Raw genomic sequence first — 14,351 nt, forward strand, 5'->3', positions numbered from 1 at the left:
GCATGCTGATCGGACATCGCTACGAACGCACGCCAGGCGGCGACCTGCACATCCATTCGCACAATCGCGTGCAGGCAGGCCTGGTGCTGTTCGTGGCCATCGTCGCGTTGGCGGTTCCCGGCGCCTTCGTGGTCGGGGCGCTGGTCGACGATCGCTCACCGCTGGCCCGCCTGGCCCCGCTGTCCTGGCTGCTGGTGGTGCTGGCGTTCCTGCTGCTGGTCGCGCTGGCGGTGGTCCTGCTGGTGTACACCGAGACCAGCGAAACGCTGACCCTGTCGCGCCGCGATGGCGTTGGCCAGCGCCATACCCGCACGCTGTCCGGGCGCCGCACGCCGGTGAATGCCGCCTTCGCCCTGCACGGGCTGTCCGGACTCCAACTGCGCTGGCACGGCACCCTGCACCGCGGGACCACCCAGCTGTGGCTCGTGCACCACGACGGCAGCGAGACCCTGTTGACGCCCGGCAACGTCGCCGTGCTGCCCGGCACCCGGCGCACCGACCGCTGGCTGGGCGTGCTGGCCGATTACCTGCAGCTGCCCGTGCCCGTGGCGGTGCTGGAGGCAGCGCGCGCCGCGCCGGCGAGGGCGGCGGAAGAGGACACGGACACGGTGGCCCCTGCGCCAGCATCGGCGGACAAGGCCGGCGCTGGCGTCCGCCTTTTTTTCGGCCTGCTGGGGGCGTTCCTGGCAGTGCTTGAACTCACGCAGCTGCTCTCGCTGCTCACCGCCCTGGCCACGGCGCGGATCCGGGTGGGCGGCTATCGCGTCAGCGCGCACACCTACTATTGGAGCGAGCAGCCGCTCGCCTATGCGTTCAACGTGCTGTTCGGGGTGGCGATGGTGGGGCTGGTCGGCATGTTCGCCATCGGCTGCCTGCGCCTGGCGCTGTTCGGCCGGCTCGGATCCGCCAGGTGAGCGCTACTCGCGCGGCCCGGCCGGATCGCGCGGCCGGAACGGCAGCACCACGAAGTCCTGGCCCTCGCGCGGTTGCCACAGCACCGGTACGCGCTGCGGCGAGGGCGGCTCCAGGTCGCCATCGCGCTGCATGTCCAGCTCGTCCTCGTCTTCTTCCTCCCAGCTGTAGCGCTTGCGCGGGGCCATCGGGTCGGACAGGCGGAACAGCAGTGCGCTGACGATGCCGGCCAGGGCGCCGCCCATGTGCGACTGCCAGGACACGCCCGGCTCGTGCGGGAGGATGGTGATCAGCATGCTGCCGTAGAACAGGAAGGCGATCAGGCCGGCGGCGATGGCCGGGCGATCACGGCGCAGCAGGCCCAGCACGAACACGAGGAACATCAGCCCGTGGGTGATGCCGCTGGCGCCCAGGTGGTGGCTGCCCAGGTCGCCCAGCAACCACGCACCCAGCCCCGAGCCGACCCACAACAAGGGCAGCGCGCGCAGGGTCGCCTTGGGATAGACGCTGCCGGCCAGGGTGCCGAGGATGAGCAGGGCGACGGCATTGGCGCCCAGGTGCTGGACCGAGCCATGCAGCAGGGGCGCGCCGAGGATGCCGAGCAGCCCGGCCTTGTCCAGCGGGGCGACCGACCATGGGCGCCAGTCGAAGTGGCCCTGGGCAGTGAACACCGCCACCAGCACCAGCACGAAGGCCAGGCTCAGGTTGAACGCCCGCATCACGCGACCTCGGTCGTTGCGGGGCGGGTCCGGCGTGTCGCCGGCGGGCAGGGGCAGGTTGGCGTTCATAGCCTTAGGGATTGCGTCGCCCGGGCTGAACACAAGGGCAACGCAGTGGGAGAGAGAGGTGCCGCCTGCGGGACAATCCCGCAGGCGGCACGATCGGTCAGGCGTGGCCGCCTTCCTTCGGCGGGTTCTTCAGGCTCAACACCACGGTGGCGGCGATGATCACGGCCACCACGCCCAGCGAGATCGGGGTGGGGATCTTGAAGATGTCGATCAGCATCATCTTGATGCCGATGAAGGCCAGTACCAGGGCCAGGCCGTACGGCAGCAGGTGGAAGCGATCGGCCATGCCGGCCAGCAGGAAGAACATCGCGCGCAGGCCCAGCACCGCGAACACGTTGGAGGTGAGCACGATGAACGGGTCGGTGGTGATCGCGAAGATCGCCGGGATGCTGTCCACCGCGAAGATCACGTCGGTCACGGCGATCAGGATCAGCACCACGAACAGCGGGGTGAACCAGCGCTTGCCGTCGCGCATGACGCTCATCGCGTTGCCGGCGTAGTCCGGCAGCAAGCGCAGGTGCTTGCGCATCCAGCGCAGCGCGGGATTGGTCTCCAGGTCCGGCTCGCTGCCGGCGGAGAACCACATCTTCCAGCCGGTGAAGAGCAGGAACGCGCCGAACACGTAGAGCAGCCAGTGGAACTTGGTGAGCAGCACGCTACCGGCGAAGATCATGATCGTACGCAGCACGATCGCACCCAGGATGCCGATGATCAGCACCTTCTGCCGCTGTTCCTCGGGCACCGCGAAGTAGCCCATGATCATCAGGAACACGAAGATGTTGTCCACCGCCAGGGCCTTCTCGACCAGATAGCCGGTCAGGAATTCCAGGCCCACCTTGTTGGCGACCACCTGGCCGGCGGTCTCGTTCAGGTAGTACCAGAGGCCACCGTTGAAGGCCAGGGCCAGCACGACCCAGCCGATGGACCACCACAGGGCCTCCTTGAAGGTGACCTTGTGTGGCCCGCCGTGTCGCATCAAGACCAGATCGACCAGCAGCGCGATGACCACCACCGCGCCGAAGCCGCCCCACAACCACACATTACCGATCGTCTGCATTGGGTTTATCCGTTGGAAAAATGAATGCCTCAAGCCGGACGGCGAGGATCTGCAACGGAGGATCGGGGGGATCCGGGGAGACAGAGCTTCGCCATACGGCGAAGGTCTCGCTCGCAGTCCCGATGGGTGGGACTGCCGTTGCACCGGAGCCTGCGGGCTCGAATTGACGGCGACAACGTCTGGGAGCTACTCCCCTTCTGGGGCCGATTCTGCGGGGTGGCCGGGCCGCCGTCAACTGGATGGGAAGGCCCTGTGCCCGCCTGCCCGCGGGCACACCGGCGCGCGGCCGCGCCCCGCGCTGGGGGCGGGCGGCATCGCCCGCAGTGCCGAGGGGTGTGGGCTTCCCGGATACAATAGGCGGATGAATACCCCCCTGCCCGTAGTCCGCCTCAAGAACGCCTGGCGCTCCAGCCACCCGTGGATCTTCCAGAAACTGGTCGAAAAGCCCGCCGTCCGTCCCAAGCCCGGTGCCATCGTCGACGTCGTCGGCGTGGACGGGGAGTGGATCGGCCGCGGCTTCTACAACGGGCATTCGCGCATTGCCGTGCGCATCCTGGAGACCGACCAGCCCGTTCCGGTGGACGCGGGCTGGTTCTCGCGCAAGATCGCCCAGGCCGTTTCGCTGCGTCGCGACGTGCTGAAGCTGGATGCGGTGTCCGACGCCTGGCGCGTGGTCCACAGCGAGGGCGATGGCCTGTCCGGCCTGGTGGTGGACCGTTACAACGACCTGGTGGTGGTGGAGTTCTTCGCCGCCGGCATGTTCCGCCACCGCGAATGGATCTATGAGGCGCTGCGCGAGCAGTTCCCCGGCTGCCGTTTCCACAGCTTCGCCGACGAACACGTGCAGAAGCAGGAAAGCTTCGATTTCCACGGCAACACCACCACCGAAGCGTCGGTGATCACCGAGTACGGCGTGAAGTTCCGCGCCGATCCGGCCGGTGCGCACAAGACCGGTTTCTTCGCCGACCAGCGCGAAAACCGCCAGTGGCTGAGCGAGCAGGTGGACGGCAAGACCGTGCTGGACCTGTGCTGCAACACCGGTGGTTTCGCGGTGTATGCGGCCGCGCGTGGTGCCTCGGAAGTGGTCGGCATCGACATCGACGAGGACGTGATCGCGATTGCCAAGGGCAATTCGCGCCTCAACAACGTGCGCCCCAAGTTCATCCAGTCCGACGTGTTCCCGTGGCTGCGCGATGCGGCCAACCGCGGCGAGCAGTTCGACGTGGTGATCCTGGACCCGGCCAAGATGACCCGCGACCGCGACCAGGTGATCACGGCGCTGAAGAAATACCTGGACATGAACAAGCTGGCGCTCGGCGTGGTCAAGCCCGGTGGCCTGTTCGCCACGTTCTCCTGCACCGGCCTGGTGGCCGAGGACCAGTTCCTGGACATGCTGCGCCGTGCCGCGTTCTATTCCGGCCGCACCATCCAGATCCTGAAGGTCGCCGGCGCCGGTCCGGACCATCCGTTCATGGCCCACGTGCAGGAATCGCGCTACCTCAAGGCCGTGTTCTGCCGCGTGCTTGATTGATGGCACCGCGTATGCCGGCCAGCGGTCGGCATACGCCGGCCTGTCTGCCGGCCGACCGACCCAACGACCGGCACGCCTGACGGTGTGCCTGCCGATGGTCCACGGCGTTCGGCGCGCCTGACGGTGTGCCTGCCGATGGTCCACGGCGTTCGCCACGCCTGACGGTGTGCCTGCCGATGGTCCACGGCGTTCGGCACGCCTGGCGGTGTGCCTGCCGATTGGTCCACGGCGTTCGGCACGCCTGGCGGTGTGCCTGCCGACGGTCCACGGCGTTCGGCACGCCTGGCGGTGTGCCTGCCGATGGTCCACGGCGTTCGGCACGCCTGACGGTGTGCCTGCCGATTGGTCCACGGCGTTCGGCACGCCTGGCGGTGTGCCTGCCGATGGTCCACGGCGTTGGGAACGGGTAGAGCCGAGCCATGCTCGGCTGGCCGCGCGCAGCGCGGCAATGCGCCACGCAGCAGCCGAGCATGGCGCGGCTCTACCGCGTGTCTTCCGACAGCGCTATCGTCCTACGCTTCCCATCCAAGGTGAGGCATCCATGACGCTGCGCAGTCTGTCGTTGCTGGTATCGCTGGCGTTGTGCACGCCGCTGGCCGCCCACGCCATCGAGTTCACCCCGCAGGAACTGGCCAGGGCGTCCACGCTGCAGCAGCGGCTGCTGACGCTGGACAGCCACCTGGATACACCGGCCAACTTCCACCGCGACGGTTTCGACATCCGCCAACGGCACGACCGCAACGCGTTGTCGCAGGTGGATTACCCGCGCATGGTCGAGGGCGCGTTGGATGGTGGCTTCTTCGCGATCTACACCGACCAGGGCGATCGCAGCGCGCGGGCGCACCAGCACGACCGCGATGCCGGCCTGCTGCGGCTGACCGAGATCCGCGAGATGCTCGCCGCGCACCCGGACAGCTTCCAGCTCGCGTTGACCCCCGCCGATGCGGCCAGGATCAAGGCCGCCGGCAAGCGCGTGGTCTACATCAGCATGGAAAACGCCAGCCCGCTGGTCGATGATCCCTCGCTGCTCAGTTACTACCACCTGGCCGGCCTGCGCCTGCTCAGCACGGTGCATTTTGCCAACAACGAGTTCGCCGATTCGGCCACCGATCCCAAGGGCGCCGAATGGAAGGGCCTGAGCCCGGCCGGCAAGGCGCTGGTGGATGAGGCGGTGCGGCTGGGCATCGTCATCGACCAGTCGCACGCGTCCGACGCGGTGTTCGATGACCTGATCGAGCGCATGCCGGTGCCGTTCGTGCTGTCGCACAGCTCGGCCAAGGCGATCTACAACCACCCGCGCAATCTCGACGACACGCGCCTGAAGCGGCTGGCCCAGGCCGGTGGGGTGATCCAGGTCAACGCCTACGGCGGCTACCTGATCGACACCGGCAAGAGCGAGCCGCGCAAGGCGGCCGAGACGGCCTTGATGGCGCGGCTCGGCACCGATTACGACGGGATGAGCATCCAGCAGGGCGTGGCGCTGAAGAAGGGGCTGGAGGAGATCGACACGCGCATCCCGCTGCGCAAGGCCACGCTGGAGGACTTCTTCGCCCACCTCGAGCACATCCTCAAGGTGGTCGGCCCCGATCATGTCGGCATCGGGCTGGACTGGGATGGCGGCGGTGGCCTGGCCGATCTGCAGGACGTGAGCCAGCTGCCGAAGATCACCGCGTGGCTGCTGCGCAAGGGCTACAGCGAAAAGCAGATCGCCGGCATCTGGGGCGGCAACCTGCTGCGCGTCATGCAGCAGGCGCAGGCGCATGCCGACAAGGCAGCGACCGCAGCGACCCCCTGACACGCGCAGTGCCGAGCCATGCCCGGCAACCGCAGCAATCGCCGCAACCGCGCGGTGAAAGCTCCCGGCACGCGCACATGCGGTGCCGGGACATCCAGTGGACAGCGGCCGACGCCGCCGGCCAGCCCTTCATGACGACCGGACGAAGCGCAACCGCGCGTGGCTCGGCGCCACCCGCACCGATCAGGCCTTGCCCAGCACCGCATGGCGACGCCCGTAAGCGAAGTAGGCGATCAGGCCCAGGACATTCCAGGCCAGGAAATACAGCTGGGTCTTGCTCGGCAGGCTGAAGAACAGGTACAGACAGCCGATCACCGCCAGCGGGCCGACCACGTAGGCCAGCGGGGTGCGGAACTTGCGCACGCGGTTCGGCTCGCGCTTGCGCAGCACCACCAGGCACAGGCCCACCGCGGTGAACGCGGCCAGCGTGCCGGCGTTGGCCAGTGCGGCGATCTCATCCAGGCGGGCCACGCCGGCGAGCGCGGCGACCAGCACCGCGGTGAACAGCGTGGTCGCGATCGGCGTGCCGGTGCGCGCGCTGACCTTGGACAGGCCACGCGGCAGCAGGCCATCGCGCGACATGACGAAGAAGATGCGGCTCTGCCCGTACAGGAAGGCCAGCAGCACCGTCGGCAGGGCGATCACCGCCGCCGCGCCGATCCACTTGGCCGCGCCCGGGCTGCCCAGCTCGCGCAGGATCAGCGCCAGCGGCTCGGCGCTCTGGCCGAAGATGGTGTAGCTCATCGCGCCGACGGCGGCCAGCGCCACCAGCACGTAGATGATGGTGCAGCCGACCATCGAGCCGATGATGCCGATGGCCAGGTCACGGTCGGGCTTCTTGGTCTCTTCCGCCGCGGTGGAGATCGCATCGAAGCCGTAGAAGGCGAAGAAGATGATCGCCGCGGCCGCCATCACACCGTGCTCGACGCCATCGGCACCCACCGACTTGGCGAAGCCGAACGGCATGAACGGCTCCATGTGGCCGGTGTCGAAGTGCGGCAGCGCAATGGCCACGAACACGGTCAGCGCGATGATCTTGACCACCACCAGGATCGCGTTGAGGGTGGCGCTCTCCTTGGTGCCGGCCATCAGCATGCCGGCCACCACGAAGGTGATCAGCACCGCTGGCAGGTTGATGAAGCCGCCCTCGACATGGGGGCCGGCGGTCAACGTCAACGGCAGGTCGATGCCCCAGCCGTGCAGGAAGCCGACCGCGTAGCCGGACCAGCCGACTGCGACCGTGCTGACCACCAGCGAGTATTCCAGGATCAGGCTCCAGCCCACCACCCAGGCCACGGTCTCACCGAGCGCGGCGTAACTGTAGGTGTAGGCGCTGCCGGCGGCCGGCATCATGGTCGCCAGTTCGGCGTAGGACAGTGCCGCGCAGGCGCAGACCGCGCCGGCGATCGCAAAGGAGATCAGCACGGCCGGGCCGGCCAGGTTGGCGCCCACCCCGATCAGGGTGTAGATGCCCGTGCCGACGATGGCGCCGATGCCCAACGCGATCAGATGCGGCCAGCTCAGGGTCGGGACCAGCTGCCTGCCGGCTTCGTGGACGGTGACCTGGTCGATGGACTTGCGCCGGAGCAATGACATGGGGCCTCGCGGGAATGACTGTTAAAGACAAGTCAGCGAGTTTTACCGAACGCGGTGCAGCATTACTACTGCCAAGCGTCCCGGCAAGCCGCATGGCGCATCTGACTGGGGCAGGGGTGACGAAATCGGCACAACCCGCCGATCATGGCCACTGGCACCCGTTGTCGGTGGTGGCGCCGATGTCCTCGTGGAACGCGGTCTGCCGGCCACTGCGCGCATGGACGTAGTCGAAGCCGTAGATCCGCGCGCCCTGGGTGCTGATCAGGTAACGGCCGTTCACTGTGCCGTCCAGGTGTTCCAGCCACACCGAATCGAACTGCCAGGGGCGGCCCTCGGCCATCTCGGTGCTGTCCTGCGACAGCAGGGTCAGGCGCAGCCATTGGGTCTTGCCGGCGTAGCGCACGTAGCTGACGCGTTCGTTGCCCGCGCCGGCCTCGGGCAGCTTCCAGGCCAGGTGGATGCGGTCGCCGTCGCCGCCGGTCAGGCAGCGGACTTCATCGGCGTGGGCCGGGGCGATGGTCAGCAGCAGCGGGAGCAGGGCGGGCAGGCGCATGTGGGCGTATCCGGCAGGCAGGGCAGGCGGGGGGCACGGTAGCCGATCAACCGGGCGGCTGCAGCACGATGCCGCGGCGACCGGCATCGATGACCGGCGCCGCGTTGGCCGCCTGGAGCTGGTCGACCACGCACGCGAAGTCGTGCTGCTGGCCGAACGCATGTTCGTCCAGGGTCAGGGGAATGAGCTGCAGGAACCGGAACTGACCGCTGTGCAGGCGCTGCACGTCGCCCAGGTGATGGGCCGGGGCGAACACCAATGCCTGCAGCACGCTGTCGGCGTGGTCGATCGGGCTGCCGATGCGCATCCGGTCCCACAGGTCCAAGGGCGCGTGGTCGCCCATGCGGCCGGCGGCCAGCAGCAGCTGGTAGGCGCAGAAGCGCTGCACCAGGGTCATTGCCCACGGCGCACGCTCGCGGGTCTGCAGCAGGAACTCCATGCCCAGCCCGGAGACGTCATCGGGGTCGGCTTCGGTCGCCTCCCAGGGATTGGACAGCCCGGAGCTGACATACGCCCAGCCCGCACGCGTGGGGCTGGGCGGGCACTCGAACACCCCGATGTGCAGCCAGCGCGGGTCGATATCGTCCTGGCCGAACACCGCGGAGAACACCGCGGGGTCGAGCGGATGGATGCCGGGCCCCAACGCGCCCAGCAATGACGGGTAGAGGGTTTCCTCGCGCTGTTTCCAGGCGCGGCTCAGCAGGTCATCGTGGTCGGACATCCGGTTACTCGCAGGCGATGGGCGCGCCATTGTCGCCCATCACCCCTCGCTGCCCGCGGGCCACCGGAACTCAGCGGTCCAGCGTGGCCATCGCCGCAGGGGCGTAGCGCATGCCCGCGGCGGCGTTGGCCGGGAAGATCGCGTCGATCTTCGCCCGTTCGTCCGCGCTCAGCTGCACCTGCAGTGCGCCGAGGTTCTCTTCCAGGTAGGCGATCCGCTTGGTGCCCGGGATCGGCACCAGGTCCTCGCCCTGGGCCAGCACCCAGGCCAGCGCCAGTTGGCCGGGGGTGATGCCCTTGGCGCGCGCCATCGCGGTGACCGCGTCCACCAGCGCCAGGTTGCGGCCGAAGTTGTCCCCCTGGAAGCGCGGCGACTGCCGGCGGTAGTCGTCGGTGTCGAAGTCGTCCGGGCTGCGGATGGCGCCGGTGAGGAAGCCACGGCCCAGCGGCGAGTAAGGCACGAAGCCGATCCCCAACTCGCGCACGGTGTCCAGCACGCCGTTGTCCTGTGGCTCGCGCGACCACAGGGAGAACTCGGTCTGCACCGCGGTGATCGGGTGCACCGCATGCGCGCGGCGGATGGTGGCCGCCGAGGCCTCGGACATGCCGAGGAAGCGCACCTTGCCCTGTTCGACCAGGCGCGCCATCGCACCGATCGTGTCCTCGATCGGGACGCTCGCATCCACCCGGTGCTGGTAGTACAGGTCGATGTGATCCACGCCCAGCCGCTGCAGGCTGGCCTCGCAGGCAGCGATCACGTAGTCCGGGCGGCCATCCACGCTGCGTGCGGCGCTGTCGCTCGGCTCCAGCCGGATGCCGAACTTGGTGGCCAGGAAGACCTGGTCGCGGCGCCCGGCGATCGCCTTGCCGACCAGCACTTCGTTGGTGTGCGGGCCGTACATGTCGGCGGTGTCGAGCAGGGTGACGCCGAGCTCCAGCGCGCGGTGGATGACCGCCGTGGCGTCGGCATCGCTGCCGCGCCCGCCGTAGAAGGCGCTCATGCCCATGCAGCCCAGGCCGAGCGCGGAAACGGTGGGGCCGTGGCGGCCGAGGGTGCGGGTCTGCATGGGGGAATCTCCAGGGAAGCGGGGGACAGGATGACGCGGGTGGCCGCCATGCCGGGGGCAGGGCGGCGCGGAGGTCCAGCATCCTCCCGTGGACTATGTGGATAAACTGCCCGTTCCTTCATCTGCCATGAAGCTGGTCTTCATAATGAGCGCCCAACGCCCGTTGTCCGCCGTGGTCGCCTTCGCCCGCGTGGCCCACCATGCCAGCTTCACCCGGGCGGCCGACGAGCTGGGTGTATCGCCATCGGCGCTGTCGCAGACGGTGCGCGCGCTGGAAGCCGGGATGGGCGTGCGCCTGCTGCATCGGACCACGCGCCGGGTGGGCCTGACCGAACACGGCGCCCGCTTCCTTGACCGCGTGCGCGCGGGCCTGGCCCAGATCGACGCCGCGTTCGAGGACCTGGACAGCGTGCGCGATGTCCCGGCCGGCAAGCTGCGCATCAACGTGCCCCGGATTGCCGCCGAACTGCTGGTGTTGCCGCACCTGCCGGGCTTCCTGGCGCGGTACCCGCAGGTGGAGGTGGAGCTGTTCGTGGAGACGGCGCTGACCGACCTGGTCGCCGGCGGCTTCGATGCCGGGATCCGGCTGGGCGAGAGCCTCGCCCGCGACATGATCGCAGTGCCGATCGGCCCACTCGAGCGCCAGGTCGTGGTGGCCACCCCCGCCTATCTGGCCCGGCACGGCGTGCCTGCCACCCCGGCCGCGCTGGTCGGGCACGAGTGCATCGTGCACCGCCTCAGCAACGGCAGGCCGATGCCCTGGGAGTTCACCCGCGACGGCCGCGACTTCGACGTGGAAGTGGCCGGCCGGCTGGTGTTCAACGATGCGGGGCTGATCCACGCCGCCGTGCGCGCCGGCCTGGGCATGGCCCAGGGTTTCGAGGCGCTGATGGCGGCCGACATCGCGGCCGGGCGGCTGCAGTGCGTATTGCAGGACTGGCAGGCGCCGTTCGCCGGTTTCCACCTGTACTACCCGGCGCGCGAGCAGATGGCACCGAAGCTGCGGGTGTTCATCGACTACCTGCGCCAAGCCCTGCGCAACCGCTGAGCCGCGTGCTCAGGCCGGGTGGGCGCACGAGGCGCCCCTGACCAGCGCGTGCAGCCGCTCATCCAGGCTCGAGGGGCCCTGCGGGAACACCGCGTGGGCATCCTCGGGAAAGCGCTTGCAGCGCAGCGTGCCGTGCGCATCGAACACCCGCCAGCCCTGGCCGGCACGCTCGGCCTCGCCGATGTGCCGGCACAGCGCCCGTTCCAGGCTGGCATCGCAGTCGAAGCGCCAGGTGCTCAGGTCGATGCGGTCCAGTGGCTGCAGGCTGGCGAGGATGCGGCCCACCGCAGGACTGGCCAGGTCGGTGCGGCCGGTGGCCATGCACAGCAGTCGTTCGTCATGGCCGATCAGGTGCTGGACGAAATACACAGGGGGCATCGCTCCAATCTCCGTGTAGCGCGCGGACGCGGGGCGCCCGTCGGCGATGGGCCGATTGGACACGTCGGACACGCGCTGCGGAATCTGAAATTATTGATTGAGGTGCCGCGCTTGCATGGCACGGTCTATTCGCGCAGCGGCACGAGAGCCTGGCTGCATCGCCGCAGACGCATGCAGGGCAGGGGTGTCAGCCGCTGACGCCGAGGCGGACGCCGAACCCGATCAGGAAGACACCCGCGATCCGTCGCAGGAAAAGCCCTACACGCGGATGCTGGAGAATCCGGCGGCGGAGCAGGTTGCCGACCCCGATCAGCACCGAGCAGTACGCCAGGCCCATGACGAAGATGATCACCGCCATGGTCGCGAACGTGGCCATGCCCTGGTGGCGGGCCGGGTCGATGAACAACGGCAGGAAGGCCATGTAGAAGATGATCGCCTTCGGGTTGAGCAGGTTGATCAGCACCGCCTGGCGGAAGTAATGCCCCGGCTGCAGGCGGATGCCGCCCTCCTCGCCGCTGCTGCGCGGCGCGCGCAGCAGCCCGATGCCGATCCATACCAGGTAGGCGGCGCCGAGGTACTGCACCGCGTGGAACACCAGCGGGTTGGCCTTGAGCAGCGCGGCCACGCCGGCCACCGCCAGCCACATCAGGATCTGGTCGCCGAGCAGCAGCCCGAACAAGGCGGTATAGCCGCCGCGCACGCCGCCACGGCCGGTGGCGGTGAGCAGGGTGAAGGTGCCCGGGCCCGGCAATGCCAGGAACACCAGCACGGCGGCAATGAAGGTCCACAGGTCCTGGATGCCCATCCACGGCATGGCGGCGACTCGACTACGGGGGGAGCGCCATTGTCCGGCACCGCCCGGCGTACCGATAGCGTCAGGCGTCCAAGCGCGGCAGGTCGGCCAGCAACGGCTGCAGGCGCTGCGCCAACAGGGCATGCAACTGCCGGATGGCCGGCGAGAACTGCTTGCGGTGCGGGCACACCAGGTTCAACGGCAGGCTGTCGCCGGCACCGCCCAGCAGCACCTGCAGGCGGCCGGCACGCACGTCCCCGCACACGTCCAGCCAGGACTTGAACACGATGCCTTCGCCGGCCACGGCCCAGCGGCGCACCACGTCGGCATCGTCGCAGACCATGTTGCCGCGCACCGGCACCACCACGCGGCGGCCATCAACCTCGAAGTTCCAGCGGTCGTAGGCGCGCCCGGCCAACTGGTAGAGCAGGCAGTGGTGGTCCTTGAGCGCCTCCAGGGTATCCGGCGTGCCGTGCCGGGCCAGGTACGCCGGCGCGGCCGCCAGCACCCGGCGGTTGCCCGGCAGCAGCGGCAGGGCGACGTAGCTGGCGTTGTCGAAGCGGCCGAGCCGGAACGCGACGTCGACCGGGTCGCGGAACACATCGGCGACCTGGTCGGACAACTGCAACCGCAGCTGCAGCTTCGGGTGGGCAGTGCGGAACTCGGTAAGCCACGGCAGCAGCACGTTGCGACCCAGGTCCGAGGGCGCGGCCACCTGCAACACCCCCCGCAGTTCGGCATCTTCGCCGCGGACCCGGGCCTGGCCCTCGCTGAGGGTGGCCAGCACTTCCTGCGCATAGGGCAGGTAGAGCGCGCCTTCGGCGGTCAGGCGCAGGCTGCGGGTGGAGCGCACGAACAGGCGCAGGTCCAGTTCGCGTTCCAGCCGGGCCACGGCCGCGGCGACCTGGCCGGGCAGCAGGTCGGCCTCGCGCGCGGCGTTGGAGAAGCTGCCCAGCGCGGCGGTGCGGACGAACAGGCCGAGATCGTCGATCCGGATCATTTTCATTCCTGCAGTGAAAGTGCTGACCGATTCTGCGCCTTTCCGACGGCGGCGGCGAAGCGCAGGCTGTGTTTCTTCCCGAACGGACCCGCCCCGATGAAAGCCATCGCCTACACCCAGCACGGCCTGCCGATCAGCGACCCGCGCGCGCTGCAGGACATCACCCTGCCGATCCCCAGCCCCGGCCCGCGCGACCTGCGCGTGGAAGTACGGGCGATCTCGGTCAATCCGGTGGACACCAAGGTGCGCAACGGCGTGGCCGTGGACGAACCGCGCGTGCTGGGGTGGGATGCGGTCGGGATCGTGGATGCGGTCGGCAGCGAGGTGCAGCTGTTCCAGCCCGGCGATGCGGTCTTCTATGCCGGCGCGATCGGTCGCCCGGGCAGCAATGCCGAGTACCAGCTGGTGGACGAGCGCATCGTCGGGCATAAGCCGGCCAGCCTGGACGATGCCGCGGCCGCGGCGCTGCCCCTGACCGCGATCACCGCCTGGGAGCTGCTGTTCGACCGGCTGCGCATCCCCGAAGGCGGCGGCGAGGGCCAGACCTTGCTGGTGATCGGCGCGGCCGGCGGGGTGGGCTCGATCCTGGTCCAGCTGGCCCGCCAGCTGACCCGCCTGACCGTGATCGGCACCGCCTCGCGCCCGGATACCCAGGACTGGGTCTACGGCCTGGGTGCGCACCATGTGATCGACCATTCGCAGCCGCTCACCGACGGCCTGCAGCGGCTGGGCATCGCCGAGGTCAGCCACGTGGCCAGCCTCACCCACACCGACCAGCACTACGACCAGATCGTGGCCGCGCTGGCCCCGCAGGGACAGCTGGCGCTGATCGACGACCCCGGCCAGCTCGACGTGATGGCGCTCAAGCGCAAGAGCCTGTCGCTGCACTGGGAGTCGATGTTCACCCGCTCCAGCTTCAGCACCCCGGACCTGCAGCGCCAGCACGACCTGCTCGAACGCGTGGCCGCGCTGGTCGATGCCGGCGTCCTGCGCACCACGCTGGGCGAACACTACGGCCGCATCAACGCCGCCAACCTGCGCCAGGCGCACACCCTGATCGAGAGCCACCGCGCGCGCGGCAAGCTGGTCCTCGAAGGCTTCTGACCCCCATCC

14 protein-coding genes are annotated in these 14,351 nt (G+C 69.1%); 5 read left to right on the forward strand and 9 right to left on the reverse strand.

Features of this window, described 5'->3' with window-relative positions; translation table 11 throughout:
* Positions 1-2 precede the first annotated feature (2 nt).
* Positions 3-914 carry a hypothetical protein gene (locus M2421_RS14850; protein ID WP_259208065.1) on the forward strand — a complete coding sequence of 304 codons (912 nt, stop codon included), beginning with the start codon at positions 3-5 and terminating at the stop codon, positions 912-914.
* Between the two features lie 3 nt (positions 915-917).
* Here the strand turns inward: M2421_RS14850 and M2421_RS14855 are convergent, their stop codons facing one another.
* Both M2421_RS14855 and M2421_RS14860 read right to left on the reverse strand, forming a co-directional pair.
* The gene (locus tag M2421_RS14855) at positions 918-1,700 is read right to left on the reverse strand and encodes a rhomboid family intramembrane serine protease (protein ID WP_259208071.1); all 783 of its coding nucleotides are present in this window, start codon (positions 1,698-1,700) and stop codon (positions 918-920) included.
* Positions 1,701-1,797: 97 nt separating this feature from the next.
* Positions 1,798-2,757: a TerC family protein gene (locus M2421_RS14860; protein ID WP_259208073.1), complete on the reverse strand. Its 960-nt coding sequence runs from the start codon at positions 2,755-2,757 to the stop codon at positions 1,798-1,800.
* A 361-nt stretch (positions 2,758-3,118) separates the two neighbouring features.
* Between M2421_RS14860 and M2421_RS14865 the strand changes: the two genes are divergently transcribed.
* Both M2421_RS14865 and M2421_RS14870 read left to right on the forward strand, forming a co-directional pair.
* On the forward strand, positions 3,119-4,288 hold the full coding sequence (locus tag M2421_RS14865; RefSeq protein ID WP_259208075.1) for a class I SAM-dependent rRNA methyltransferase: 1,170 nt from the start codon (positions 3,119-3,121) through the stop codon (positions 4,286-4,288).
* Positions 4,289-4,829: 541 nt separating this feature from the next.
* Complete coding sequence (locus M2421_RS14870; protein WP_259208077.1) at positions 4,830-6,083, forward strand: dipeptidase; 1,254 nt, start codon at positions 4,830-4,832, stop codon at positions 6,081-6,083.
* Positions 6,084-6,266: 183 nt separating this feature from the next.
* Here M2421_RS14870 and M2421_RS14875 read toward each other — a convergent pair whose 3' ends face one another.
* The 4 genes from M2421_RS14875 to M2421_RS14890 all read right to left on the reverse strand — a co-directional run bounded on the left by M2421_RS14875 (position 6,267) and on the right by M2421_RS14890 (position 10,019).
* Positions 6,267-7,679 (reverse strand): amino acid permease, encoded by a 1,413-nt coding sequence (locus M2421_RS14875; RefSeq protein WP_259208078.1) that lies wholly within the window; start codon positions 7,677-7,679, stop codon positions 6,267-6,269.
* A 142-nt stretch (positions 7,680-7,821) separates the two neighbouring features.
* Complete coding sequence (locus tag M2421_RS14880) at positions 7,822-8,232, reverse strand: hypothetical protein (protein ID WP_259208080.1); 411 nt, start codon at positions 8,230-8,232, stop codon at positions 7,822-7,824.
* A gap of 46 nt (positions 8,233-8,278) precedes the next feature.
* Entirely contained in the window at positions 8,279-8,953 is a 675-nt protein-coding gene (locus M2421_RS14885; RefSeq protein WP_259208082.1) for a suppressor of fused domain protein, read from the reverse strand.
* Between the two features lie 70 nt (positions 8,954-9,023).
* A complete protein-coding gene (locus M2421_RS14890; protein WP_259208084.1) occupies positions 9,024-10,019 on the reverse strand; it encodes an aldo/keto reductase in 996 nt (331 codons plus the stop codon).
* Positions 10,020-10,164: 145 nt separating this feature from the next.
* Here M2421_RS14890 and M2421_RS14895 point away from each other — a divergent pair, with 145 nt between their 5' ends.
* Complete coding sequence (locus tag M2421_RS14895) at positions 10,165-11,067, forward strand: LysR family transcriptional regulator (RefSeq protein WP_259208085.1); 903 nt, start codon at positions 10,165-10,167, stop codon at positions 11,065-11,067.
* Positions 11,068-11,076: 9 nt separating this feature from the next.
* Here the strand turns inward: M2421_RS14895 and M2421_RS14900 are convergent, their stop codons facing one another.
* From M2421_RS14900 to M2421_RS14910, 3 genes are all read right to left on the reverse strand, one after another.
* Positions 11,077-11,445 (reverse strand): hypothetical protein, encoded by a 369-nt coding sequence (locus M2421_RS14900; RefSeq protein ID WP_259208087.1) that lies wholly within the window; start codon positions 11,443-11,445, stop codon positions 11,077-11,079.
* 187 nt (positions 11,446-11,632) lie between these two features.
* On the reverse strand, positions 11,633-12,259 hold the full coding sequence (leuE, locus tag M2421_RS14905) for a leucine efflux protein LeuE (protein ID WP_259208089.1): 627 nt from the start codon (positions 12,257-12,259) through the stop codon (positions 11,633-11,635).
* A 61-nt stretch (positions 12,260-12,320) separates the two neighbouring features.
* The gene (locus M2421_RS14910) at positions 12,321-13,244 is read right to left on the reverse strand and encodes a LysR family transcriptional regulator (protein WP_259208091.1); all 924 of its coding nucleotides are present in this window, start codon (positions 13,242-13,244) and stop codon (positions 12,321-12,323) included.
* A gap of 90 nt (positions 13,245-13,334) precedes the next feature.
* Here M2421_RS14910 and M2421_RS14915 point away from each other — a divergent pair, with 90 nt between their 5' ends.
* Positions 13,335-14,342: a zinc-binding alcohol dehydrogenase family protein gene (locus M2421_RS14915; RefSeq protein WP_259208093.1), complete on the forward strand. Its 1,008-nt coding sequence runs from the start codon at positions 13,335-13,337 to the stop codon at positions 14,340-14,342.
* Positions 14,343-14,351 lie beyond the last annotated feature (9 nt).

It is taken from the genome of Stenotrophomonas sp. BIGb0135 (genome assembly GCF_024810105.1).
Taxonomy (GTDB): Bacteria; Pseudomonadota; Gammaproteobacteria; order Xanthomonadales; family Xanthomonadaceae; genus Stenotrophomonas; species Stenotrophomonas maltophilia_AB.

What these genes read in the sequence shown, in the direction of transcription:
- M2421_RS14850 (WP_259208065.1), top strand. Translation starts at nt 3, where the DNA reads ATGCTGATCGGACATCGCTACGAACGCACGCCAGGCGGCGACCTGCAC.
- M2421_RS14855 (WP_259208071.1), bottom strand. Translation starts at nt 1,700, where the DNA reads ATGAACGCCAACCTGCCCCTGCCCGCCGGCGACACGCCGGACCCGCCC.
- M2421_RS14860 (WP_259208073.1), bottom strand. Translation starts at nt 2,757, where the DNA reads ATGCAGACGATCGGTAATGTGTGGTTGTGGGGCGGCTTCGGCGCGGTG.
- M2421_RS14865 (WP_259208075.1), top strand. Translation starts at nt 3,119, where the DNA reads ATGAATACCCCCCTGCCCGTAGTCCGCCTCAAGAACGCCTGGCGCTCC.
- M2421_RS14870 (WP_259208077.1), top strand. Translation starts at nt 4,830, where the DNA reads ATGACGCTGCGCAGTCTGTCGTTGCTGGTATCGCTGGCGTTGTGCACG.
- M2421_RS14875 (WP_259208078.1), bottom strand. Translation starts at nt 7,679, where the DNA reads ATGTCATTGCTCCGGCGCAAGTCCATCGACCAGGTCACCGTCCACGAA.
- M2421_RS14880 (WP_259208080.1), bottom strand. Translation starts at nt 8,232, where the DNA reads ATGCGCCTGCCCGCCCTGCTCCCGCTGCTGCTGACCATCGCCCCGGCC.
- M2421_RS14885 (WP_259208082.1), bottom strand. Translation starts at nt 8,953, where the DNA reads ATGTCCGACCACGATGACCTGCTGAGCCGCGCCTGGAAACAGCGCGAG.
- M2421_RS14890 (WP_259208084.1), bottom strand. Translation starts at nt 10,019, where the DNA reads ATGCAGACCCGCACCCTCGGCCGCCACGGCCCCACCGTTTCCGCGCTC.
- M2421_RS14895 (WP_259208085.1), top strand. Translation starts at nt 10,165, where the DNA reads ATGAGCGCCCAACGCCCGTTGTCCGCCGTGGTCGCCTTCGCCCGCGTG.
- M2421_RS14900 (WP_259208087.1), bottom strand. Translation starts at nt 11,445, where the DNA reads ATGCCCCCTGTGTATTTCGTCCAGCACCTGATCGGCCATGACGAACGA.
- leuE (WP_259208089.1), bottom strand. Translation starts at nt 12,259, where the DNA reads ATGCCGTGGATGGGCATCCAGGACCTGTGGACCTTCATTGCCGCCGTG.
- M2421_RS14910 (WP_259208091.1), bottom strand. Translation starts at nt 13,244, where the DNA reads ATGAAAATGATCCGGATCGACGATCTCGGCCTGTTCGTCCGCACCGCC.
- M2421_RS14915 (WP_259208093.1), top strand. Translation starts at nt 13,335, where the DNA reads ATGAAAGCCATCGCCTACACCCAGCACGGCCTGCCGATCAGCGACCCG.